We start from the raw sequence: 23383 nt of genomic DNA on the forward strand, positions 1-23383 counted from the left end.
CCCATTGTGGGCACTTGACGGACACCGGGGCGCAACGTTGACTGAAGTCCTCCGAATGAAGGACACGCGTGACTGCATACTCGTACCCCCGCCTGGCAGTGGTCGACGGAATCGGCGGACTGCGCGGACTCGTACCGCTGACGCAGCTGGCCGACGTCCTCGACATCCCCTCCCGCGGCGCCGAGGCGCTGGCGCTGAGCGGCCACTTCTTCAGCCTCGCTCGGATCGGGAACTCCGACATCTTCGTCGTCGACACCACCGAGATTCTCCAGTTGGTCGACGACCCCGATTTCCAGACGGCTGTTGCCGCGCAGCGGCGGCGTCCGCAGCGCTGCCCGGAGTGCCGGCAGCAGTCGTGGGACGCGGACGGGCACGAGGCGGCGGGGTCCGAGCCCCGTGAGGCGGTGGACTGGGTCGAGCTGATGCTCGCCGGCGGCCACGACGAGCAGGACCTGGCGCCGTGGCACTGCGGCAGCTGCGGCTACGACTGGTCGGCCAGCCGGATCATCGACTCGGCCCGGGTCCTCGAGGCGCTCGACGTCCCGATTCCCTGACCTCTCCGGGCAGGCGCACTGCGACAGCGTGCGTCAGCAGGACGGCGCCGTCAGTATCGCCCGGATCCCACTCAGCTCCAGTTGAGGTTGGCGAACGGCAGCGCCTCGTGCTCGTCCCAGAACTCGGCGAGCAGGTCCTTCTTCGCCGCCTTTACCTCGCCGGAGTCGACCGGCTTCCACGCCACGACAAGGCGGTGCCGGTCCCGCAGCTGCCAGAGGTAGCGCCCTCCGGTGTGCCCGACCGGCTCCCCCGCCGCGAACCGGCGCAGCTGCTCGAGCCGGGTCCGCAGCGTGCCGGCGCTGTCGCCGTCGCCCGTTCCGCCGACGTAGAGGAGCTCCGCGCCGTCGATCCAGGCGTCGCTGAGGGAGTCGACGGACACCGACGGGTCCTTGCCCTTGAACCAGCCGCCCACGCTCTCGACGCGGAAGACGGGCGGCTCCGTCCCTTCGAGCAGGACGACGTAGACGCCGGGCTCTTCCGGGACGGCCGCCGTCCCGAGGTTTGCGACCGGGACGAAGCCCTCGAAGCCGGACTGGGACAGGCGCGCGCGGGTCGACTCCATGCCTCGACCCTATGGCGCGCGGAGGGCAGGCGCGGCAGGCGCCGACCCCGCATCAACGGCGATGTCGAACGCGCGCAGAGACCGCCGACTACCTAGGGATGATCGTTCCTGATCCCACCTTCCCTTTAGGCCCTTGCGCTCGAGCCGCTTCGGGTCTCCGATATGGACACCATGTCCGGATCGGTTCTGGATCTCTCGTCCATATCGGGATCGGCGAAGGGGCTCGTCAAGGGAGTCGCCGTCGTCGACCTGCTTGCGGGCAGCCCTCGGCCGCTGCGCCTGACCGACATCGGCCAGCGGACCGGGCTGCCGCATGCGACCGCGGTTCGGCTCGTGGACGTGCTCGTGGAGTTGGGCGTTGTCCGCCTCGACGGCCAAAACCTCTATCGCCTGGGGCCCCGGGTGGCGGGCTGGGGGCAGGCGTTCCTCGATTCGTTCGACCTGACCCGGCTCGCGGCCGACATCCTCGACGGGCTCGTCGCCGAGACGAACGAGACCTGCTTCCTCGGCGTGCTCGACCGCGACTCCGTGCTCTATGTCGCCGCCGTCAGCAGCCCGCAGCCGGTGCGCCCGGCAGCGCGGACCGGATCGCGCAATCCGCTGCACTGCACCGGCATCGGCAAGGCGCTGCTCGCCTACACCTCCCCCGAGAAGCGGGCGGCGCTGCTCGCGGGCGAACTGGTCCGGCGCACCGAGAACACGATCACCGACCGCGACGCCCTGGCCGCGGAGCTCGACCGCATCCGGAACCGCGGATACGCGACCGACGAGATCGAGAACGAGGAGGGCGTCCGCTGCGTCGCGGCGCCCGTCCGGGACCATCACGGCGACGTGGTGGCCGCCATCTCGGTGTCCGCCCCCGCCTACCGGTTCTCGCACGAAGACGTCCACCGGCTCGCCCCGCGCGTCGTCGCCGCGGCCGCCGAGCTGTCGGCCAGGGCCGGATACCGCGCAACCGCCTCCCCCGCATCCATCGACTCCGCGGCCGACGACGCAGTCGTGCCGCAGGAAGGAACGACCACATGACCACCACCACGCAGGACGAGAGCTGGCGCGGGAAGATCGGCGTCCTCAAGAACGAGGAGCTCGACCAGTTCCTCGCCGAGGGGATCATCGCTCGGCTCGCCTGCCTCGACGGCAACGGCTGGCCCTACGTCGTGCCCTGCTGGCACGAGTGGGACGGCAGCTCCTTCTGGGTCGTGCCGCGCAGGAAGTCCGCCTGGGCCGAGTACCTCGCCGGCGACGAACGGTGCGCCATCACCGTCGACGAGGCCGCCGGCCAGCGGAAGGTCGCCGCACAGTGCAAGGCGGTGCTCATGGAGGAGCCGAACGTCGGCGGCGCCTGGGTCCCGATCGCCGAGCGGATGTCCCTCCGCTACCTCGGCGAGCACGGCCTCCAGTACTTCGAGCCCACCCGCGACAAGCCCCGCTGGCTCTTCCGCCTCGACCCGATCAACATGCAGACCTGGCAGGGCGTCGAGTGGGCCGAGAAGTACAAGTGACACGCACCGACCGACAGCCCCGGTGAGGACGAGCCAGTGACCGATGTGATCGAGCTCGCGCAACGGCTCGTCCGGACGCCCAGCCCGGTGCTGGACGGGGACGAGGTCGCGGTCGCCGGCGTGATCACAGAGGCACTGGCCGAGGCCGGGCTCCCGGCCCCGCAGGTCATCGCGAAGGAGGCGTCCCGGCCGAACCTCCTCACCACGGTCGGCTTCGGGCCGGGCGGATCGCACCTCGTCCTCTCCGGGCACCTCGACACGAAGCCGGTCGGCGCCGCGCAGTGGACCGTCGACCCGTTCGGCGCCGACATCGACGGCGACCGGCTCTACGGGCTCGGCTCCGCGGACATGAAGGCGGCCGTCGCCGCCATGGTGGTCGCCGCGGGCGAAGTCGTCCGCGGAGCAGAGCTCGCCTCCGGGAAGCTGAGCCTGCTCTTCACCGCGGACGAGGAGAACGGCGCCGAGTACGGGGCGAAGCACGTCGCCGAGGTGCTCGACCTCGACGCCGACGGCCTCGTCATCGGCGAGCCGGGCGGCATCCGCGACGACTACGACAGCCTGCACGTCGTCAGTCGCGGCCTCGGCCGCTTCACCGTAACCGCCCGCGGCGTCCAGGGGCACTCAAGCCTCTCCGCCATCTTCGACCGGCGGAATGCCGGCGCCGACCTCGCCGACGCCGTCTCGGCCCTGCGGCGGTCCGTCGATGTCGCGATCCCCGCCGACGAGGACGGGCTCCGGGACTGGGCCGCCACCGTCAATCCCGGCCTCACCTACCGGGGCGGCTGGGGATACGGGGTGCTCCCCGAGCGGATGACGGCCACCGTCGAGGTGCGGACCCTCCCGGGCATGACGGATGAGCGGCTGCTCGGCGATCTCCGCTCCGCGATCGAGCCGTGGCGGCAGGAGTCGGGTGCCCACGTCGACGTCGACTTCGACGACGCCCCGCACCACTGGATCGACGGCACCCGGGTCCGCGGCGACGACCGCCTCGTCCAGGCCGTGCAGCGGGCCATGGAGGCCACCCTCGGGCACGCGGCCCCGCTCTCCGTCTTCCCGGGCACCACGGACACGAGCTGGTTCGCCCGCACCGGGATCCCCTCGCTGCCCGCCCTCGGCCCCGGACTTCTCGCCCGCGCGCACGGTGCCGACGAGTGGGTGTCGGTCGCCGCGGTCCGGAAGAGCGTCGACCTCTACCGCTCGCTCATCGAAGGCTTCTGCACCTCCCCCCGAGAGGACCGCGCATGACCGCCGCGCCCGCCGCACCCACCAGGGCTCCCTCCGCCCGCCTCGCCCGTATCTCCGGCGTCGTCGCGCCGCTGACCGGGCTCGTGCTCGTGCTGGTGCTCGCCGCGGTCACGACGCCGCAGTTCTACTCGCTCGAAGTGGCGCGGCTCGTGATGTTCCAGATCGGCCTCATCGGCATCGCCGCGCTCGGTCAGACCCTCGTGCTGCTCGTCGGCGGCATCGACCTCTCCATCAGCGGCGTGATGGCGCTCACCTCGGTGGTGCTCGCCACGTACAGCGCGGGCAGCGACAGCCGGCTCCTCGTCGGCGTCGTCCTCGCGGTGCTCGCGGGCCTCGCCGTCGGCCTCGTCAACGCGGGGCTCGTCGTGCTGCGCAACGTGCCGCCGTTCGTCGCGACCTTCGCGTCCTTCGTGCTCATCCAGGGCGTCATCATCGCCTGGACCCGCGGCGCGCCCTCCGGCAACATCCCCGACGCCCTCGGCTGGCTCGGCGGCGGCCGGATCTGGGAGATCCCGGTCCCGCTCGTCGTCTTCGCCGTGCTCGCGCTGGTCGCCGGGATCGCGCTCGGCCGCACCACCGCGGGGCGGCGCGTCTACTCCACTGGGCTCAACCGCGAGGCCGCGCGGATGTCCGGCATCCGCACGGGGATCGTCATCGCGTCCTGCTACATCCTCTCCTCGCTTGCCGGCGTGCTCGCCGGTCTCATCAACTCCAGCTTCATCGGCTTCGTTGACGCGGCACTGGTGCGCAGCCTCGACCTCGACTCCATCGCCGCGGCGGTGATCGGCGGCATCGCGCTGACCGGCGGCAAGGGCCGCATCTCGCAGACGGTGCTGGGCGTGGTGCTGCTCGCCGCGCTGCTGACCTGGCTGATCCAGCTCGGCGCCGGCGGCGGAGCGCAGCTCGTGGTCTCCGGCGGCGTCATCCTGCTCGCCGTGTTCCTGCAGAACCGCGGACTCGGCCTCCTCTCCCCCAGAGCCCGAACCACCAGAGCAACACCGAGAAAGGGAAAGCAATGACGAACACAGCGTTCCGACGGGCACGATCCCGCCGGATTCTGGCCGCCGCCGTCGGCTTCGCGACGCTCGTCGCGGTCGCCGGCTGCAGCGCCGAGCAGGAAGGCGCCGGTTCCGGCGGAGGCGGCGGCACCGGCGCGGCCGAGGACTGCATCAACGCCGAGGAGGCGCAGGCCACCTACGAGGAGTCGTGGAGCTCCGTCGCCGAGGCGTTCGGACTCTCCGAGCTCACCCCCGTCGAGGAGGAGGTGTGCGAGGTCGACCCGGAGACGTGGGCGGCCGAGCCGAAGCAGGGCGACGCCTACCGCATCGCCTTCGCCGCCCAGGGACCGACCAACTCGTGGGGCGTCCTCAGCGAGGAGGCGTTCAACTACCACGCGGAGGAACTCGGGGTCGACGTGCTCTACGCCGCCGCCAACGGCGACGCCACCCAGCAGGTGGACAACATCCAGCAGCTCGCGAGCCAGGACCCCGACGCGATGGTCGTCGTGCCGATGGGCGAGGGCATCGCGGGACAGGTGCAGGCGGCGGTGTCCCAGGGCATCCCGGTCGTGCTCTGCTCCGGCATCCTGCCCGAGTCGAGCCAGGCGGTGTCGACGGTGACGCGGCAGTACGACCTCCTCGGCACGGCGTACGCCGAGTGGATCGCGCAGGAGCTCGGCGGCGAGGGGCAGGTGGCCATCCTGTCCGGCCTCGCCGGAGTGCCGACGGCCGAGTACCAGAAGGCGGCCGCCGAGGCGACGTTCGAGAAGTACCCGGACATCGAGGTCGTGACCACCCAGTACACCGAGTGGTCGCCGACCGTGGCCAAGACGGTGGCGCAGAACCTGATCGCCAGCTACCCGGACCTCGACGCGATCTGGTCGGACTCCGGCTACGGCGCGATCGGCGTCGTGCAGGCCTACCAGGAGGCCGGGCTGCCGGTGCCGCCGATCACCGGCGACGCGGTGAACGACTTCCTGCTCGCCACTCAGGGAACCGACGTCCGCTACGCGCTCTCGACGTTCCCGCCGGAGATGAGCAGCACGTGCCTCGACACTGCGATGGACCTCCTGAACGGCGAGCCCGTGCTCAACAAGGTCTACATCGACTCGCCGAGCTTCACCAACGAGGAGGGCGAGCAGTACGTCCGCGAGGACTGCGACGGAGGCCTCCTGGTCCCCACGAGCGCCCCCGAGGACCTGCTCGTCGAGCTCGGGATGTGCCAGGCCTGATCGACCGCTGACCCGACGGAACGGAGAGCCTGATGGTGCCAGCCATCGCGCTGGGTGCCCGGGAAGTGACGAAGTCCTTCCCGGGCGTCCGGGCCCTCGCGGGCGTCACCTTCGCGGTGGCGCCCGGGCGGGTGCACGCCCTGCTGGGCGAGAACGGCGCGGGCAAGTCGACGCTCATCAAGATCCTCACCGGCGACCAGACCCCCGACAGCGGGACCGTCGTGGTCGCCGACGAGGAGGTGAGCTTCGGCAGCCCCCGGGACGCGCTCGCCCGCGGCGTGACGCCCGTCTACCAGGAGCTGACGGTGCTCCCGGAGATGACGGTGCTCGACAACGTGATGATGGGCCACGAGTCCGCCCGCCGCGGCGTGCTGCGGCTGCGCGAGCAGCGCGAGCACGCCCGGCGGGCCCTCGAGCGGGTCGACCTCGGCGGCCTCGACCTCGGCACCATCGCCGGCGACCTCTCCCTCGCGAACCAGCAGCTGATCGAGATCGCCCGGGCGCTCGTCCGGCGCAGCAACGTGCTGATCCTGGACGAGCCCTCCGCGGTCCTCTCCGGCGACAAGCTCGAGGCCCTGCACTCCGTCGTCCGCTCCATCGCGGCGGAGGGGACGGCCGTCGTCTACATCACCCACCTCCTCGACGAGGTCCGCCTGCTCGCCGACGACGTCACCGTGCTGCGCGACGGCACGCTTGTTTCGACGGGGCCGGCCGTCGATTACCCGATGGAGCGCATCGTCCGGGAGATGGTCGGACGGCAGGTCGACTCCGTCTTCCCCGATCCCGCTCCCCCGCGCGACGAGGTGGTGCTCACCGTGTCGGACCTGGTGCCGCGGGGCGCCGAGGTCGCGCCGGTCAGCCTCGAGCTGCGCGCCGGGGAGATCGTCGGCCTCGCGGGGCTCGTCGGGTCCGGTCGCTCGCGGCTGCTCAAGACGCTCGCCGGCGTGCGCGGCCGCGGCGAGGGCACCGTCGCGGTTGAGGGCCGGCCGCTGCGGCCCTCGCTCGGCGCCACCATCGACGCGGGCGTGGTGCTCGTGCCCGAGGAGCGCAAGCGCGACGGCCTCGTGCTCGACCTGCCCGTCAGCCAGAACTGCACCCTCACCGCGCTCCGCTCGATCAGCACGGCCGGCTGGGTCGACGGCGGCAGGGAGAAGGCCGCGTTCGCCGAGGAGCGTGAGCGGCTCGGCATCCGCGCCGCCGGCGGCGACCAGCTCGCCCGCCAGCTCTCCGGCGGCAACCAGCAGAAGATCGTCATCGCCAAGTGGCTGCGGGTCTCGCCCCGCGTGCTGCTGCTCGACGAGCCGACCCGCGGCGTGGACGTGGGGGCCAAGAGCGAGATCTACCGGATCATCACCGAGCTCGCCGCGAACGGGATGGCGATCCTCCTCGCCTCGAGCGAGCTGCCCGAGGTGATCGGCCTCTCGCACCGGGTGCTCGTCTTCAAGGACGGAGCCGTCGTCGGCGACATCCCGCGCAACCCCGACGCCGCCGAGCAGATCATGCACCTCGCGTTGGGAACCGAATCATGACCGCCACCACCCCCGCCCCGGCCGTCGCCCCGACGCGGCCCCGACCCAACTGGGTCGCCGTCGCCGTGCGCCGCGGCGCCGCGGTCTGGGTGATCGTCGCCGCGCTCGTCCTCGTCCTGTCCGTGCTGCGCGGCGGGAGCTTCTGGAGCACCGGCAACCTCGCCGCGCTTCTCACCTCCGCCGTGGTGCTCGGCCTCGTCTCGCTCGGCCAGCACACCGTGATCCTCTCCGGCGGCATCGACCTCTCGGTCGGGGCCATGGTGACGATCACGACCCTGCTCACGGCGGTGCTCATCGACGGCTACCCGATCCGGACCGCACCCGTCCTGATCGGGATGCTGGTGCTCGGCGCCCTGATCGGCGCCCTCAACGGCGTGCTCATCACCCTGCTCGGGATGCCGCCGTTCATCGTCACGCTCGGCATGCTCTACCTGGTGAACGGCGCCGCGCTGTGGATCAGCAGCACGCCGGCGGGCCGGGTCACGTCGATCCTCTCCGAGTTCGCGTTCGGGCGGATCGGGCCCATCCCCTACACCTTCCTCGTGCTCGTCCTCGCCGTGGTCGCGATGTGGTTCCTGCTCAACCGCACGGTGTGGGGCAAGCAGGTCTTCGCGGTCGGCGGCGACCTGCACTCGGCCCGCGCCGCGGGCATCGACACGACCCGGGTGCTGCTCGGGGTCTACATCGCCTCCGGGCTGCTCGCGGCGATCGCCGGCATCCTGCTCGCCTCGCGCTCCTCGGTCGGCTCGCCGACAGCGGGCGCCGGCCTCGAGCTGTCCGCGATCACCGTCGTCGTGATCGGCGGCACGTCGCTCCTCGGCGGCCGCGGCACGCTGCTCGGCACGATGGGCGGCGTCGCCCTGCTGTCGCTGATCACGAACTCGATCACGCTGCTGCAGTTCCCGTCGACGATCACCGACCTCATCCGGGGCATCATCATCATCGCCGCCGTCGCGATCTTCGTCGCCAAGCGGAGGTGAGGGTGCCGCTCCGCATCGACGCGCACGCTCACGTCTTCGCCCCCGCCGCCGAGTCGCCGCGGGGCGTCGACGACCTCGCACCGCCGGAGCGCGCCGCGTCGATCGCGGACTATCGGGCCCGTCTCGCCGCGGAGGGCATCGACGGCGCCGTGCTCGTGCCCCTCGACGCGCACGACGAGTACGTCGCCGGCGTCCTTCCGGAGCTGCCGCCGACGTTCGCGGCGGTCGCGGTAGCCTCCCCGGCCGAGCAGGGGCGGACGGACGCGGATCCGGTCGCCGCCCTCGTCCGCCGGCGGGAGCGATTCCCGTTCCGGGCGCTGCGGACGATGTGGCTCGGCGAGCCGGGCAAGTCCCTGCGGGAGTCGCCGATGTGGCCGGTGCTCCAGCACCTCGAGGCCGAGGGCCTCGCCCTGTGGAGCTACCTCCCTCCGGACCAAGCGGGCCACCTCGACGAGCTCGGCACGCTCCTCCCGGACCTCGCGGTCGTGCTCAACCACCTCGGCTTCGCCCCGCACGACATGCGGGTCGACGAGCACCGGCGCCCCCGCTTTCCCGATCCGCTGCCAGAGGCGGAGCTCCGGCGCATCGAGGCCCTCGCCGGGCATCCGCGGTTCTTGCTCATGTTCTCCGGGCACTACGCGCTGTCCGCCGAGGCCTACCCCTACCCGGACCTGCACGCCGCCGGTCGCCGGCTCGTGTCGGCGTTCGGTCCCGAGCGCACGCTCTGGGGCTCCGACTCGCCCTGGATCGACGACGAGCCCGGCTACGGCGCGACATCCCTGATCGTCGAGCTCGCCCTTCCCGACCTGTCGCCGGCCGAGCGGGATGCCGTCCTCGGCGGCACCGCCGCCCGGCTCCTCTCCCTGTCCCCCTGATCCGCTAGGAGCCTCCCGCCCTCATGCCTCTCGTCACCCCTGGAGCCGACCAGATGCCCCGCTCGGGCATCCGCCGCGTGATGGATGCGGCGTGGGCGTCCGGCAGGCCCTTCATCGGCATGCACGTCGGCGAGCCGAGCTTCACGCCGCCCGACCACGTGATCCGCGCGGCCGAGGAGGCCTACGAGCGCGGCGACACCCACTACGTGGCGAACGCCGGCGTTCCGGCACTGCGGGAGGCTCTCGCGGTGAAGCTGCGCGAGAGTAACGGCATCGAGGCGGACCCCGCCCAGGTCATCGTGAGCGCCGGCGGGGCGCAGGCGCTGCACCTCGCGCTCTCGATGACCGTCGCCGCCGGCGACGAGGTGCTCATCCCCGACCCCGGCTGGCCCAACTACGCGATGGCGGTCGGCCTGCTGCAGGCCACGCCCGTGCGCTACCGGCTCACGCCCGAGCAGGGGTTTGTTCCCCGCGTTGACGAGCTCCTGGCCCTGATGACTCCGAGGACGAGGGTGATCATCCTCAACAGCCCCTCGAATCCCCTCGGCACGGTGGTCCCCGGCGACGTCATCGAGGAGCTCGTCCGGTTCGCCGAGCGCAACGACATCTGGCTGCTCTCCGACGAGTGCTACGACGCCCTCACCTACGGCGTCGAGCACGTCTCCCCCGCCCGGTTCGACCGCAGCGGGGTCGTCCTGTCGGCCTTCTCGTTCTCGAAGACCTACGCGATGACGGGAGTCCGAGTGGGCTACCTCGTGACCCCGCCGGAGGTGGCCGCCACCGCCGCGAAGCTGCAGGAGCCGATGATCGCCTGCGTCAACGCGCCCGCGCAGGCCGCGGCGGTGGCGGCCCTCACCGGTCCACAGGACCAGGTCGAGTTCATGCGCAGCTCCTACGCGGAGCGCCGCGAGCTCGCCATGGCGAAGCTGACCGAGGTCGGCATCCCGTTCGTGGAGCCCCGCGGCGCCTTCTACATCTGGGTCGACGTGAGCGCCCGGACCGGTGGCAGTGTCGAGGACTGGGCGGTCCGCCTTCTCGAAAGGCACCAGGTGGCCGTCGCGCCCGGCACCGCGTTCGGCGCGGGCGGCGAAGGCTGGGCGCGCCTGTCGCTCGCCGCCGACGGCGACGACATCGTCCGCGGCATCGAACGGATCGGAGAGATGGAATGAGCACGAGCGAGCTGCCCGACCTCCTGCTGCGAAGCCGCATTCTCGCGATCGTCCGCGGCGGGAGCGCCGACCGAGTGCTCCCCGTCTGCGAGACCCTCGTCGAGAACGGGGTGCGCTGCCTCGAGGTCACCACCAACACGCCCGGCTGGGCCGACGCGGTTGCACGACTCTCCGCCCGGGAGGACCTCCTCGTCGGCGTCGGCACCGTGATGACGGTTGAGCACGTCGCGCAGGCGAAGGATGCCGGAGCGAGCTTCCTCGTCTCGCCGGACACGAGCCTCGCGGTCGGCGATGCGGGGCGCGAGGCGGGCATGGGCTGGTACCCGGGCGCCCTCACCCCGACCGAGATCGTCGCCGCGCACCGCGCCGGCGCCACCGCCGTGAAGGTGTTTCCCGCCAGCGCCGTCGGGGGCCCCGCCTATCTGAAGAACGTGCTCGCGCCCCTGCCCGACATCCCGCTGATCCCGACGGGCGGCGTCGACCTCGACATGATCCCCGACTACCTCGCCGCCGGCGCCGTCGCGCTGGGGATCGGCTCCCCGCTTCTCGGCGATGCGCTGAAGGGCGGGTCTCTGGGCGAGCTCGCCGTTCGAGCGCGACGCGCCGCGGAGGCGGTGTCCGCCGGTGGCTGAGGTCTACACGCTGGGCGAGGCGATGGCGCGCATCTCCTCGACCGTGACGGGGCCGCTGCGACACAGTTCGAACCTCGGGCTCGGGATCGCGGGAGCGGAGGCGAACGTCGCGATCGGGCTCGCCCGTCTCGGCGTCGGGGCCCGCTGGCTGGGCCGAGTGGGCGACGACGAGTTCGGCCGCCTCATCACCTCGGTCCTCCGAGGCGAGGGGGTGCACACCGACGCTCTCGTCGACTCGGAGGCGAACACGGGTCTCCTCATCAAGGAGCGCCGCACGGCGGGGATCAGCCGGGTCCTCTACTACCGGTCCGGCAGCGCGGGGTCCCGCCTCACGCCCGCCGACATCGACGCCTCGGCCATCGAGGCGGCCTCTGTCCTGCATGTCACCGGCATCACGCCGGCGCTCAGCGAGAGAGCGCGCGCGGCGGTCGAGCACGCCCTCGACGTCGCGCGGGAGGCCGGGACAGCGGTCTCGTTCGACGTCAACTACCGCCGGGCCCTCTGGTCGCCCGAGGACGCCGCGCCGGTGCTCCGCTCCATCGCCTCTCGCGCCGACCTCGTGTTCGCGGGCGTGGCGGAGGCCCGGCTCATGGTGGAGGGCGAGGACGAGTCGGCGCTGGCGACCGCACTCGCGGCGCTCGGCCCGCGGCACGTCGTCATCAAGCGCGGAAGCGACGGGGCACTGGCACTCGTCGACGGCGAGCTCCGGGACGCGCCGGTGTACCGGGTGACCGAGATCGATCCGATCGGCGCCGGCGACGCGTTCACCGCGGGATACCTCGCCGAGTGGGTGTCCGGTGCCACCCCGGATGCGATGCTGACGACGGCCGCGCAGTGCGGCGCCTTCTCGGTCACGGTGGACGGCGATTGGGAGGGACTGCCGACGCGCGACGACCTCCACCTGCTCACCGCGATCGGCGACGTGCACCGCTGACCGGGATGCGCCTCATCACCGCCGGACGGCGGGCGCATCCTGCTCAGCGCTCCCGATACTGCCGCCAGCCGCCGTATTCCGTGATGTCCTCGGCCCCCTCGACCGCGATCGGCTCCACGAGGAAGCCGCGCACCAGCCGTCCATCCGCAAGCTCCACCTGGCCGATCGCCATCGGCTGCGGAAGCGCGGCAACGAAGTCGCCGAACGCGGCAGCTGACAGCCGCCACACCTCGACCGTCAGCGCCGCTCCCCCGCTGCGCACGCGGACCACGCCGGGCTTCGGCGGGACGGTGTCCAGGGCGAAGAGGCGGTAGCCGGGCGCCGTCGTCGTCTCCTCGACGAGGGTCGCGCCGCGGTCGGTCAGCTGCGCGTTGAGCGGCTGACCGGTCAGGTGCGCGCCCGCGACCGCGAGCAGGACGTCCGGGTATCCGCCGGCCGCGCCTCCCGCGGCGGTCACGCCGCCACCGTCCGCGCGATGTCGGCGAGGAGCGCGTCCGAGAATGCGGGCCCCACGAGCTGCACGCCGAACGGCAGACCGTCCACCTCACCGGCCGGCAGCGCGAGGGCCGCGAGGTCGAGGAGGTTCGCGAAGTTCGTGAACCGGCCCAGCCGGCTGTTCACGCCGATCGGATCTGCGGCGACCTCGGCGAGTGTCGGGTGCCGGGTGGTGGTCGGCAGCAGCAGGGCGTCGATCGTGCCGAACACCTCGTCGCGGATCGCGTTGTAGGCCTCGAGACGCTCGAGGTCGCGGTAGAGGCGCCACGCCGGGATGTCGCGAGCGCGGCCGATGATGCCTCCGACGACGGGATCGACCTCGTCCGGGTGGGCGTCCACGAACTCGCCGACCGCGGCGTAGCGCTCGGCGACGAAGGCCGCCTCGTAGAGCATCCGCGCCACCTCGAGGAACGGGGTGACGTCGACCTCGACGAGCTGTGCGCCGGAGCTACGGAAGCGGACCACCGCGGACTCGTACGCCTCCGCCCAGCCCGGCGCCAGCTCTCCGAGCTGGCCGCCGAGCGGGATGCCGAGCCGCGCCGGCCCGGACGATGCCCCGGTCGGGACCGGTGCCGCGCGCGACAGCAGGTCGCGTGCATCGGGGCCGGCCATCAGCTGCACCGCGCGCTCCGCGAGCTCGAGGTCGCCGGACATGACGGTGACCACGTCCTGGGTGCGGCACGCGGGCACGACTCCGCCGGCCGGAACCCAGCCCTTGGTCGGCTTCACGCCGTAGAGGCCGTGGAACGCGGCCGGCACCCGGCCGGAACCGGCGGTGTCGGTGCCGAGGGCGAAGTCGGCCGCGCCGATCGCGACGGCGACCGCGGATCCGCTGCTCGACCCACCCGAGATTCGCGACGGGTCGACGGCATGCCGGACCGCTCCGTAGGGGCTGCGGGTGCCGACCAGGCCGGTCGCGAACTGGTCGAGGTTCGTCGAGCCGAGCACGACGGCGCCGGCCGCGCGGAGGCGGGCGACCGTGGTCGCGTCCTCCGCGGGCGCGTACGCGAAGGCGGGGCAGCCGGCGGTCGTGTCGATGCCCGCCACGTCGATGTTGCCCTTGACCGCGAACAGGGTGCCGGCGAGCGGCAGGTCCTCCCCCGCCGTCGCCCGGGCGAGGACGCCGGCGAACTCGTCCGCCACCTCCGCCTCCGGGCGCAGGGTGATCCACGCCTCGGGGCGGTCGCCCTCGGCGAGAGCGGCGTAGCGGGCGGCGACGTGCGCGCGCGGGTCCTCGGGGAGCGCGACGGCAGGGGCGGCGACGGTGCGAAGGTCGGTCACGCCGCCTCCTCCTCTTCCTCTTCGAGAATGACCAGGACGTGGCCCGGCCCGACCTCGGCGCCCACCTTCGTGACCACCTCGACGACCCGGCCGGAGATCGGCGCGACGACGGGAGCCTCCATCTTCATCGCCTCCACCGCGAGCAGGGTCTGGCCCGCGACGACCCGGTGGCCCGCCTCGACGTCGATCCGGAACACGTTGGCGGCGAACTGCGCCTCGACGCCCTCGCAGCCGACCGGGATGACGGCCTCGTCGGGGACGACGCCGGCCGCGGCAGCCTCGACCCGCTCGAACTCGCCGGCGTCCTCCCACGCGGTGCGCTCGGCACCGAAGGCGGCGGCCTGCACGGCCCGGAACTGCTCGATCGACTCGGCGTTCTCCTCCAGGAAGCGGTCGTAGTCCGCCATGCTGAACTCGCCGTCCTCGATCCTGAGCGGCAGCTGTCCCGCGGCCATGTCGGCGCGCATCGTCAGCAGCTCCTCCGGCTCGACCGGGTACCACTTGATCCGGTCGAAGAACCGCAGCAGCCACGGCGTCCCCGGCTCGAACGCTCCGCGCTGACGGAGTGTCGACCAGACCTGCACCGTGCGGCCGACGAACTGGTAGCCGCCCGGCCCCTCCATCCCGTAGATGCAGAGGTAGGCGCCGCCGATCCCGACCGCGTTCTGCGGCGTCCAGGTGCGGGCGGGGTTGTACTTCGTGGTGACGAGGCGGTGCCGCGGATCGAGCGGGGTCGCGACGGGTGCGCCGAGGTAGACGTCGCCGAGGCCGAGAACGAGATACTCGGCGTCGAACACCGTGCGGTACACGTCCTCGACGCTCTCGAGCCCATTGATGCGCCGGATGAACTCGATGTTCCAGGGGCACCACGGAGCGTCGTCGCGGACACCCGCCATGTAGCGGCGGATCGCCTCGCGCGTCGCCGGGTCGTCCCAGGACAGCGGCAGGTGCACGGTGCGGCTCGGGACGCGGATGTCCTTCGTCTCCGGGAGCGCGTCCTCGATCTCGAGGAGCAGCGGCACGAGGTCGGCGACGCTCATGCGGTCCGGGTCGACGTGGACCTGCAGCGACCGGATGCCCGGCGTCAGTTCGAGTACCCCGTCCAGCTCGCCGGCGTCGATCCGCGCCTGCACCGCCTCCATCAGCGCGTGCACGCGCATCCGGGACGCCAGCTCGAGCTGCATCTCCCCGTACTCGGCCAGCAGGTTGGCGTCGCCGCTGCGGCGGATCGTGAAGGCGGGCCGGCCCGGTGTCTCCGGAGCGGAGAGCAGGATGCCGCCGTCGACGACCGCGTTCCTGCCTGCGACGGGCGTTGCGAGCGGGTCCCGCCGCAGCTCGGCCGCCTGCTCGGCGGTGACCGGGCGGAACCGGACGCGATCGCCCGGCCGCAGCTGGCCGAGCTTCCACAGGTTGCCGGTCACGACGGTCGCGGGGCAGGTGAAGCCGCCGAGGCTGGGGCCGTCGGGGCCGAGCAGGATGGGGAGGTCGCCGGTGTAGTCCACGGCCCCCACCGCGTACGGGGTGTCGTGGATGTTGGACGGGTGCAGGCCCGCCTCTCCCCCGTCGGTGCGCGCCCAGGTCGGCTTCGGGCCGACCAGACGCACGCCGGTGCGGGCGGAGTTGAAGTGCACCTCCCAGTCGGTGGCGTAGAACGTCTCGACGTCCTCGACCGTGAAGAACTCCGGCGCCGCGTGCGGGCCCTCGAGGGCCGCGATCTCCCACGAGTGCGCGAAGGACGGACGGTCGGCCGCCGCGACCGGGCGCACCTCGTGCGGCTCCGCCGGAGTGGCGATGCCGATCACGTCGCCCGGCTTCACGGCGCGGCCCGCGGCGCCGCCGATGCCGCCGAGATCGAACGTGCTCGCGGAGCCGAGGACGGCGGGGACGTCGAGGCCGCCCTCGACGAGCAGGTACATCCGCATGCCGGCGGACGCGGTGCCGATCGCGAGCACGCCGCCGGCCGGAACGACGACCGGCTCCCACTGCGGGACGGTGACGCCGTCGACGGAGACCTCGGCCGGGGCGCCGGTGACCACCACCCGGGCCTCGGTGTGGAAGCGCAGGGTCGGGCCGGACATCGTCAGCTCGAGGCCCGGCGCGCCCTCCGGGTTGCCGAGCGCACGGTTGCCGAGCCGGAACGAGAGGTCGTCCATCGGGCCCGACGGCGGGATGCCGACCGGCCAGTAGCCGACCCGGCCGGGCCAGTCCTGGATCGTCGTGAGCAGCCCCGACTTGACGACCTCGAAGCGCGGTGACCGGTCGCCGATGCCGGCCAGGGTGGCGGTGGAGTGCCGCGCGGCGAGGACGTCCTCGTCGGCGGCGATGGAGCGCAGCATCCCGAGGTTGGTGGCGATGCCGTCGACGCGGGTCTTCGCCAGGGCGTCGCCGAGCGCGGCCCAGGCGGCGGCGCGATCGGCGCCGTGCACGATGACCTTGCCGAGCATCGGGTCGTAGTTGGTGCTGACCTCGGCGCCGACCTCGAGCCAGGTGTCGACGCGGGCGTCGGCGGGCAGCTCGAGGTTCGTGACGGTGCCGGAGCTCGGCAGGTTGCCGAGGTCCGTGTTCTCGGCGTAGAGGCGGGCCTCGACCGCGGCGCCGGACGGGGCGGGCACGGCGGGGAGGTCGGTCTCGCCCTGCGCGAGGCGCAGCATCCACTCGACCAGGTCGATGCCGTACACGGCCTCGGTGACGGGATGCTCGACCTGGAGGCGGGTGTTCACCTCGAGGAACGCGGCCTCCTGGCGGACCGGGTCGTAGATGTACTCGACGGTGCCGGCGGAGCGGTAGTCGACGGAGGCGCAGAGGCGGCGGGCGGCATCCGTGATGGTGGCGCGGACGGCGTCGGGCAGGTCGGGGCTCGGCGACTCCTCGACCACCTTCTGGTTGCGGCGCTGGAGGGAGCAGTCGCGGTCGCCGATCGTGACGACCTCGCCGAGGCCGTTGCCGAACACCTGCACCTCGACGTGGCGGGCGCCCTCGACGAGCCGCTCGAGGAACACGCCCGAGGAGGAGAAGCTGGCGCCGGCGAGGCGGCGCACGTTGTCCCAGGCGGCGGAGAGGTCATCCGGGGTGCGGCAGGCCTGCATGCCGATGCCGCCGCCGCCCGCGGTCGCCTTCAGCATGACGGGATAGCCGACCTCGTCGGCCGCGGCGAGGGCGTCGTCGAGGGTGTCGAGCAGCCCGGTGCCGACGAGGAGCGGCACGCCCGCCGCCTCGGCGGCGTCGCGGGCGGTGTGCTTGGCGCCGAAGATCTCGAGCTGCTCCGGGGTCGGGCCGACGAAGACGATGCCCGCCTCGGCGCAGGCGCGGGCGAAGTCGGTGTTCTCGGAGAGGAAGCCGTAGCCGGGGTGGATGGCGCCGGCGCCGGTCGCCTTCGCGGCCTCGATGATCTTGTCGATCCGCAGGTAGCTCTCGGAGGCCGGGGCCGGGCCGAGATAGACCGCCTCGTCGGCGAGGGTGGTGTGCGCGGCGCCGCGGTCGGCCTCGGAGAACACCGCGACGGTGCGCAGGCCCAGCTTGCGGGCGGTGCGGATGATGCGGACCGCGATCTCGCCGCGGTTCGCGATGAGGAGCGTGTCGAAGCGGGTCACCGGCCCTCCTCCTGCCCGGCGGTGCCGGCGGAACCGGCTGCGGCGGTCCCGGCGGAGATGATCATCTCGGCGCGCGACGGGTTGAACCCGTTGCAGGGGTTGTTGATCTGCGGGCAGTTCGAGACGACGACGAGCGTGTCCCGCTCGGCGCGGACCGTGACGCTGAGGCCGGGCGAGGATATGCCGTCGACGATGCCGAGGGCGCCGTCGGGATCGACGGGCACGTTCATGAACCAGTTGATGTTCGACACCTGGTCGCGCTTGCCCATCCCGTACTTCGAGAGCTCCGCGAGGAAGTTGTCGGCGCAGGCGTGCTGGCTGTACGTGTGGAAGCCGTAGCGGAGGGTGTTCGACTCCTTGGAGCAGGCGCCGCCAAGGGTGTCGTGGTGGTCGACGTCGGTCGCGACGACCGTCAGGAGCGGCTCGTACTCCGCGGTGCGCAGCACAGATCCCGCTGTCAGGAAGACCGAGTCCTGCCCCTGCAGCGTGGCCTGCGCGCTGTACGCGTTCGCGGTGTCGGCGGCGTCGTAGGCGAGGAAGTCGACCGCCTGGTTGCCGTCGACGTCCACGATCGTGAGGTACTGCCCCGTGCGGAGGATCGCGGACCAGGGGGCGCGCGGGGCGACGAGCTCGCGGCTCAGCTCCGGCCCGAGATCGAGGTCGGTCGTCGTGGCGGTGGCGGTGATGGTCATGCGATCCCCCGGGCGGTCAGGTAGTCGGCGGTGTTCGTGAAGGCGCGGCGGCCCTCGGGGCTCAGCGTCCAGAGCGGGTCGGACGGGGTGGTCGGCTCGCCGCGCCAGGCGACGACGTTGAGCGGCCCGGTCCGGTACTCCTCGCTCGGGTCGAGCGGGTGAGCGGCGTTCGCGATCAGGACGATGGCGGGCATCTCGATCCGCAGCGTCACGGAGGCGCCCGCGCCGGCCGAGCCCAGGAACTCGGGGCTGCCGTCCTCCCGGATGCGCACGCCCTGGAAGAAGGAGACGCTGGGCGGCAGGTCACGGCGGCCGAGTCCGTGCTTCGCGGCGGCGAGGTTGAAGAGCTCGCGACCGGCGGGCGACGGCCCCTGGGGTTGGCCGTCGCCGTAGCGGAGCTCGTTGCGGGCGCGCGAGGAGGCGCCGTAGATCGTGTCGTGCCGTCCGGACGTGTCCTCGATCACGGACGCGAGGACCCGCGCCTGGTCGGAGAGGAGCAGCTGTCCCGTGCCGGCGTAGACCTGCCACTGCACCTTGACGGTGTCGGCGACGTTCAGCCGCTCGACCGGCTGGAGCGCGTTGTAGACCAGCACGGACGCGCAGGCGTCGCCGGTCACGTCGGTGAGTCGCAGCTCGGTGCCGCGGGCGAGCACCGCGTGCGTGTAGTTGCCGCCCGCGACCCGCTCGACCCAGGTGACGGAGTCGGCGGCGGCGCCCTCCGGCAGCGACGGCGCGGACGACGCCGGCCGGAACGGCTGCGCTTCGGCGTACGTGCCCTCCTGCGCCCGGGCGTGTGCTCGCGCTCCGGCGGTGGTCGCTGTCCCCGTCCCCGGAGCGGCGGTTGCGGTATCTGCCACGGTGGCCCCCGACTTTCTAGTGATCGATAGAAAGCAGTCAAGGTGACGGCTGTAACGCCCGTATTCGGGGAGTGTTTCGATCCTGTTTCCGGTTCCGCCGGCCGGGGAAATGCGCTTGCCTCAGGGCGACATCGCTCGCGCGCGAAATGCCACATGGTGCTGCTGAAAGGCAAGATTGGAAGCATCAAGTGGCATTTCGGGCGTGTCGAATAGTCGGTGCGGGCGACGACGGCGCACGTGGACAGGAGGCGCGGAAACGCCCTGCTACGTTGACGGACCATGTCGACTGCCACCACCCGCGGATCCCACGTCCCTCCTCGCGCGACGGGGCGCCCCCGCGCCGCCGGCTCCTCCCCTACCGGCCTCGGAACGCGGGCGGACATCCTGCAGGCGAGCGCGCAGCTGTTCTGCACCGTGGGGTACGGCAGCACGAGCACCCACGCCATCGCTCGGCAGGCGGGGATCCGGCAGGCGAGCGTCTACCACCACTTCGGCGGCAAGCACGAGATCCTGCTCACCCTGCTCACCGGCACGGTGCAACCCTCGCTTGATCAGGCACGGAGCCTTCTGGCGCGGGACGAGCCGGCCGCCGCTCGGCTCTGGGCGCTCTGCGTCTCCGATGTCCGCCTGCTCTCCGGAGGGCCGGACAACGTCGGCTCTCTCTACCTGCTGCCCGAGGTCGACGACGACCGGTTCGCGCCCTTCGCCGAGTTGCGAGCCGAACTCGAGGGGGCGTATCGCCGCCTCATTCACGCGGCCCAGCCGGTTGCGCCGGAGGACAGCGCCGCGCTCGTCCTCGGCCTGGTGGAGAGCGTCATCCTCCGGCGTCGGCGCGAGCCGGAGGCGGTCGGCGAGGGCACCGCGCGGGCCATCGCGGATGCCGTTCTCAAGGTCCTCGACCTCGGATCGGAGGCGCTGGTCAGCGTGCGAAAAGCGGGCCTGGAAATCCTTTCCGAGACGGAATGAAACCGCCCGAATCGGATCGGTCGATTTAACACGATCGACTTTTTCCCGAGACGCGGCGGGAACGTGCGGCGGCCATAACTGGACTTGTCAACCGATAGAAACCCTGTCGGGAAGAAGCCCTGGCCTTCCACATTTGGAGCACGCATGATCATCGCCGGAGTAGGACTGACCGTCGTCCTCGTACTCGTCGTCGGCATCGCCGTCGCCCGCAAGATCGACGGCGACAGCGCCCACTTCCTCGTCGCCGGCCGAAGGCTCGGGATCCCCCTCGTCGCGGTCTCGCTGACAGCTGCCGCGGTGGACTCGAACGCGACCGTGGGCAACACCGACCTCACGTCGCAGTTCGGCTTTTGGTCGGGGGCGTCGCTCGCGCTCGGGCTGGCGATCTGCCTGACCCTGACCGGAATCTTCCTCGCGAAGCCGATGAGCCGGATGAAGCTGTTCACGCTCGCCGACTTCTTCCGGATCCGCTACAACCGGCCCACCGAGGTGGTCGCGTCGCTGATCATGATCGCCTCCTTCGTGACGCTCCTCGCGGGCAACCTCGTGGCGTGCGGGTTCCTCCTCGAGCGCTTCGCGAACATCCCCTACGCCTGGGGAGTCGTGCTCGCGGTCGCCCTCGTGCTCGCCTACACGATCGCGGGCGGCCTCTTCTCCGATGCGTACACCGCCGCGATCCAGACCACGATCACCGTCGTCGCGGCGATCTCGCTCCTCGTCTGGGTCGCCCTCTCCTACGGCATCGTCATCCCGGAGGGGATGGGCCCGTTCGACTTCGGGCAGCTCACCGATCCCGCTCAGGGCGCGCCGATCAACTGGGCCACCCTGATCGCGCTCGGGGTCGGCGACATCGTCGCCATCGACTTCATGCAGCGGATCTTCGGCGCGAAGTCGCCGGAGGTCGCCCGCCGGGCCTGCTTCGCCGGCGCGATCGGCACCGCGGCGATCGGCATCATCTTCGCGATCGTCGCCCTCACCGTGACGTCGGTGCTCGGCATCTCGATCGAGGACGGCCCGATCCTGTTCACGCTGCTCGCCGACTACGCGCCGCCGGTCATCGCGATCCTCGTGCTGTCGGGCATCGTCGCCGCCTCCTTCTCGACCGCGTCGGGCGCGATCCTCGCCACCTCGGCGATCGCCGTGCGCAACATCTTCAACGTCCGCCGGCTCTCGGAGACGGGCCCGGACCCGCTGCTGAAGTGGACGCGCCTCGCGATGATCCCGATGGTCGTCGCCGGAGCGTTCCTCGCCATCCGCGTAAGCCAGACGGGGATCCTGCTCACCCTGGCGTTCGACCTGATGCTCGCCTGCCTCGCGGCGCCGTTCATCCTCGGCGTCTTCTGGCGCCGCCCCGGGGTCTCCGCGGCACTCGGGGCAGCCGCCGTCGGGTTCGTCGTGCGGATGGTGTTCCTCGCCCTCACGCCCACCCTGTACGGCGTGCCGAACGACCTGCTCTACATCGAGAACACACTCATCGGGGCGGACTTCGACGGATGGGCGACCCTGGTCGCGGCCGTGGTCGGCTTCGGCACCTACATCGCCATCGGTCTGCTGCACCGCCGGTCCGAGGAGCAGGAGCTCGCGGAGCTCGCCGAGCTCGAGTCGCTCAAGCAGGAGCAGGAGGCGGTCCTCGAGAGGGCGTGACGCTCCGCCGCCGGGGAGTCGCTGGATGCGCTCCCCGGCGGCTCCTCGCCCCGGCTCCCGGTTCAGCTCGGGCCGGAAGTTCGGCACGACATTCGAGGATCACTTGAATCCCGCGCCTGACGCCACTCCGTCGCTAGCATCGCCTCAATCCGCCCATTCGGCGGTCGAGACCGGGAGGCACCCCATGCGCAGAGGCGGCGGCATCAGCATCCTCGGAGTGATCTACCTCCTGATCGGCGTGCTCGTGGCCGGGCTCCGCGGCTACCTCGTCGAGTGGAACGTGGTCGGCAACCTGGTCGAGGGCATCATCGCGATCCTCGTCTGGCCCGTCGTGCTCCTGGGCGTCGACCTGCACGGGCTCATCGCCTAGAACGACTCGCCCAAGCGGCGCCCGCCGGGCGTACCCTCTCCCGCACAGGGTCACTCGTGGCCTCGATGAGGAGGGCAGGGCAATGGGCGACAAATCGGTGCGCGGCGGTCACGCGAAGACCGCTCCGAGCAAGACGCTGAAAGAGAAGCGCCACGCCAAGGAGGACAAGCGGGCCAGCGCCGAACGATCCGAGAACACCGACGCGGTGTCGAAGGCGAAGAAGAAGGGCTGAGCTCGCAAGGAGCGCCGTGGATCCGGATCGGGGTCCGCGGCGTTTGCGTATGAGACGGCAGGTCCAGCATGAGCGCGACTCGGGCGGTGGATAGGAGCAGAAGCTCCCCGTCCACCGGTGGGAAAGTAGGCGAACCTCAACGGGCGACGTGAGATCGGAGAGATCAGATGAGCTGGTTCAACGAACTGAACGGCGCCGATCAGGCGATCTTCGGTCCTCGCTTCGTCAAGCGCTCATTTCGGCGCGGCGACACCATCGTCTTCCAGGGCGACGACAGCGCGAGCGTGTGCCTGCTGGATGCCGGTCACGCGGCGGTCAAGGTGTCGACGGAGCGAGGCGAGTCAGTGACAGTGACCGTGATCGGGGCCGGCTCGAGCTTCGGGGAGATCGCTGCGGTTACGGGCGAGCGGCGCACAGCGACCGTCGTCGCTCTCGACGAGGTGACCGTGCGCGTGCTGCCGAGAGGAACCTTCCAAGAGCTTCGTCGCCGCGTGCCCGAGGTCGACGCCGCGCTCCTGCGCTCGATGGCGCAGCGGATCGACGATCTCAGCGCACGACTGGCCGAAGCGGCTTACGAGACCGTGCAGCGACGCTGCGAGCACCGGCTCGTGGAGCTTGCAAAGTCGTTCTCCGGCGACGGGCGGCGCTCGGCGACTATCCCGCTCACACAAGAGGACCTGGCAGGGCTGGTCGGCGCCACCCGCCCGACGATCAACCAGGTGCTCGGCGCCCTGGCCGACGAGCGGCTCATCGCGGTGGGTCGCGGGCGTGTGGACGTTCCGAACATCGACGCGCTCGAGGCCCACGCCCGCTGACCCGCCCATCTCTCCCGCTCGGCCCGCCCTTCCTGCCGCGCATCGCGCCCTCGTGCGCCCTGTCGGCGACGGAATCGTGCCGGCGCCTCCGCGACCCTCCCAAAGATCCCCCTTCGGCTGAATCCTCGCCAGCTGACGCCGGCACAACGGGCAGCAAGCGTGGCTCCCTGAATCTGCGGGTGGCCACCAGAGAGGAAACGAGAGAGCAATGATCGACCCCACCAGTAC

Annotated in this window: 23 protein-coding genes; 17 read left to right on the plus strand and 6 right to left on the minus strand. The window is 71.8% G+C overall.

Translation table 11 applies throughout. The annotated features are described in order from the left end of the window. The first annotated feature begins 68 nt into the window (after window positions 1–68). Window positions 69–554: a hypothetical protein gene (locus J3P36_RS01535; RefSeq protein ID WP_210505502.1), complete on the plus strand. Its 486-nt coding sequence runs from the start codon at window positions 69–71 to the stop codon at window positions 552–554. Window positions 555–625: 71 nt separating this feature from the next. On the opposite strand, the gene J3P36_RS01540 is transcribed toward J3P36_RS01535, so the two are convergent. Then, the gene (locus J3P36_RS01540; protein WP_210505503.1) at window positions 626–1117 is read right to left on the minus strand and encodes a hypothetical protein; all 492 of its coding nucleotides are present in this window, start codon (window positions 1115–1117) and stop codon (window positions 626–628) included. Between the two features lie 162 nt (window positions 1118–1279). Between J3P36_RS01540 and J3P36_RS01545 the strand changes: the two genes are divergently transcribed. The 11 genes from J3P36_RS01545 to J3P36_RS01595 are packed head-to-tail and all read left to right on the plus strand — an operon-like array spanning window position 1280 to window position 12213. After that, a complete protein-coding gene (locus J3P36_RS01545) occupies window positions 1280–2143 on the plus strand; it encodes an IclR family transcriptional regulator (protein WP_210505504.1) in 864 nt (287 codons plus the stop codon). Then, entirely contained in the window at window positions 2140–2619 is a 480-nt protein-coding gene (locus tag J3P36_RS01550) for a pyridoxamine 5'-phosphate oxidase family protein (protein ID WP_210505505.1), read from the plus strand. Before J3P36_RS01545 ends, J3P36_RS01550 begins: the two co-directional genes overlap by 4 nt. Before the next feature lie 36 nt (window positions 2620–2655). Further along, window positions 2656–3864 (plus strand): M20 family metallopeptidase, encoded by a 1209-nt coding sequence (locus tag J3P36_RS01555; protein ID WP_210505506.1) that lies wholly within the window; start codon window positions 2656–2658, stop codon window positions 3862–3864. Next, the gene (locus J3P36_RS01560; protein ID WP_210505507.1) at window positions 3861–4883 is read left to right on the plus strand and encodes an ABC transporter permease; all 1023 of its coding nucleotides are present in this window, start codon (window positions 3861–3863) and stop codon (window positions 4881–4883) included. Before J3P36_RS01555 ends, J3P36_RS01560 begins: the two co-directional genes overlap by 4 nt. Further along, on the plus strand, window positions 4880–6094 hold the full coding sequence (locus J3P36_RS01565) for a substrate-binding domain-containing protein (protein ID WP_210505508.1): 1215 nt from the start codon (window positions 4880–4882) through the stop codon (window positions 6092–6094). The genes J3P36_RS01560 and J3P36_RS01565 overlap by 4 nt, the downstream gene beginning before the upstream one ends. 32 nt (window positions 6095–6126) lie before the next feature. Continuing rightward, window positions 6127–7623 (plus strand): sugar ABC transporter ATP-binding protein, encoded by a 1497-nt coding sequence (locus tag J3P36_RS01570; protein ID WP_210505509.1) that lies wholly within the window; start codon window positions 6127–6129, stop codon window positions 7621–7623. Beyond that, window positions 7620–8603, plus strand: coding sequence for an ABC transporter permease (locus J3P36_RS01575; RefSeq protein WP_210505510.1), 984 nt, complete (start codon window positions 7620–7622; stop codon window positions 8601–8603). The genes J3P36_RS01570 and J3P36_RS01575 overlap by 4 nt, the downstream gene beginning before the upstream one ends. Before the next feature lie 2 nt (window positions 8604–8605). Then, window positions 8606–9478 carry an amidohydrolase gene (locus J3P36_RS01580; protein WP_210505511.1) on the plus strand — a complete coding sequence of 291 codons (873 nt, stop codon included), beginning with the start codon at window positions 8606–8608 and terminating at the stop codon, window positions 9476–9478. A 23-nt stretch (window positions 9479–9501) separates the two neighbouring features. Continuing rightward, a complete protein-coding gene (locus J3P36_RS01585) occupies window positions 9502–10647 on the plus strand; it encodes a pyridoxal phosphate-dependent aminotransferase (RefSeq protein ID WP_210505512.1) in 1146 nt (381 codons plus the stop codon). Further along, window positions 10644–11279 carry a bifunctional 4-hydroxy-2-oxoglutarate aldolase/2-dehydro-3-deoxy-phosphogluconate aldolase gene (locus J3P36_RS01590; RefSeq protein WP_210505513.1) on the plus strand — a complete coding sequence of 212 codons (636 nt, stop codon included), beginning with the start codon at window positions 10644–10646 and terminating at the stop codon, window positions 11277–11279. Before J3P36_RS01585 ends, J3P36_RS01590 begins: the two co-directional genes overlap by 4 nt. Continuing rightward, complete coding sequence (locus J3P36_RS01595) at window positions 11272–12213, plus strand: sugar kinase (protein ID WP_210505514.1); 942 nt, start codon at window positions 11272–11274, stop codon at window positions 12211–12213. Before J3P36_RS01590 ends, J3P36_RS01595 begins: the two co-directional genes overlap by 8 nt. Before the next feature lie 43 nt (window positions 12214–12256). Here J3P36_RS01595 and J3P36_RS01600 read toward each other — a convergent pair whose 3' ends face one another. The 5 genes from J3P36_RS01600 to J3P36_RS01620 are packed head-to-tail and all read right to left on the minus strand — an operon-like array spanning window position 12257 to window position 19128. Then, complete coding sequence (locus J3P36_RS01600) at window positions 12257–12670, minus strand: hypothetical protein (protein WP_210505515.1); 414 nt, start codon at window positions 12668–12670, stop codon at window positions 12257–12259. Next, on the minus strand, window positions 12667–13989 hold the full coding sequence (gene atzF, locus J3P36_RS01605; RefSeq protein WP_210505516.1) for an allophanate hydrolase: 1323 nt from the start codon (window positions 13987–13989) through the stop codon (window positions 12667–12669). The genes J3P36_RS01600 and atzF overlap by 4 nt, the downstream gene beginning before the upstream one ends. Next, on the minus strand, window positions 13986–17579 hold the full coding sequence (gene uca, locus J3P36_RS01610) for an urea carboxylase (protein ID WP_210505517.1): 3594 nt from the start codon (window positions 17577–17579) through the stop codon (window positions 13986–13988). The genes atzF and uca overlap by 4 nt, the downstream gene beginning before the upstream one ends. Then, window positions 17576–18271, minus strand: a complete 696-nt coding sequence (locus J3P36_RS01615) for an urea amidolyase associated protein UAAP2 (protein ID WP_210505518.1) — start codon at window positions 18269–18271, stop codon at window positions 17576–17578. Before J3P36_RS01615 ends, uca begins: the two co-directional genes overlap by 4 nt. After that, on the minus strand, window positions 18268–19128 hold the full coding sequence (locus tag J3P36_RS01620) for an urea amidolyase associated protein UAAP1 (protein ID WP_210505519.1): 861 nt from the start codon (window positions 19126–19128) through the stop codon (window positions 18268–18270). Before J3P36_RS01620 ends, J3P36_RS01615 begins: the two co-directional genes overlap by 4 nt. A 279-nt stretch (window positions 19129–19407) precedes the next feature. On the opposite strand from J3P36_RS01620, the gene J3P36_RS01625 reads away from it, so the two are divergent. The 5 genes from J3P36_RS01625 to J3P36_RS01645 all read left to right on the plus strand — a co-directional run bounded on the left by J3P36_RS01625 (window position 19408) and on the right by J3P36_RS01645 (window position 23155). Next, window positions 19408–20094 carry a TetR/AcrR family transcriptional regulator gene (locus J3P36_RS01625; protein ID WP_210505520.1) on the plus strand — a complete coding sequence of 229 codons (687 nt, stop codon included), beginning with the start codon at window positions 19408–19410 and terminating at the stop codon, window positions 20092–20094. 144 nt (window positions 20095–20238) lie between these two features. Continuing rightward, the gene (locus J3P36_RS01630) at window positions 20239–21738 is read left to right on the plus strand and encodes a sodium:solute symporter family protein (RefSeq protein WP_210505521.1); all 1500 of its coding nucleotides are present in this window, start codon (window positions 20239–20241) and stop codon (window positions 21736–21738) included. A 184-nt stretch (window positions 21739–21922) separates the two neighbouring features. Then, a complete protein-coding gene (locus J3P36_RS01635; protein ID WP_210505522.1) occupies window positions 21923–22108 on the plus strand; it encodes a hypothetical protein in 186 nt (61 codons plus the stop codon). Window positions 22109–22190: 82 nt separating this feature from the next. After that, a complete protein-coding gene (locus J3P36_RS01640; protein ID WP_210505523.1) occupies window positions 22191–22340 on the plus strand; it encodes a hypothetical protein in 150 nt (49 codons plus the stop codon). Window positions 22341–22507: 167 nt separating this feature from the next. Beyond that, window positions 22508–23155, plus strand: a complete 648-nt coding sequence (locus tag J3P36_RS01645) for a Crp/Fnr family transcriptional regulator (protein WP_210505524.1) — start codon at window positions 22508–22510, stop codon at window positions 23153–23155. Window positions 23156–23383: the final 228 nt, after the last annotated feature.

Source organism: Naasia sp. SYSU D00057 (assembly GCF_017916505.1).
In the GTDB taxonomy this organism is placed as follows: Bacteria; Actinomycetota; Actinomycetes; order Actinomycetales; family Microbacteriaceae; genus Naasia.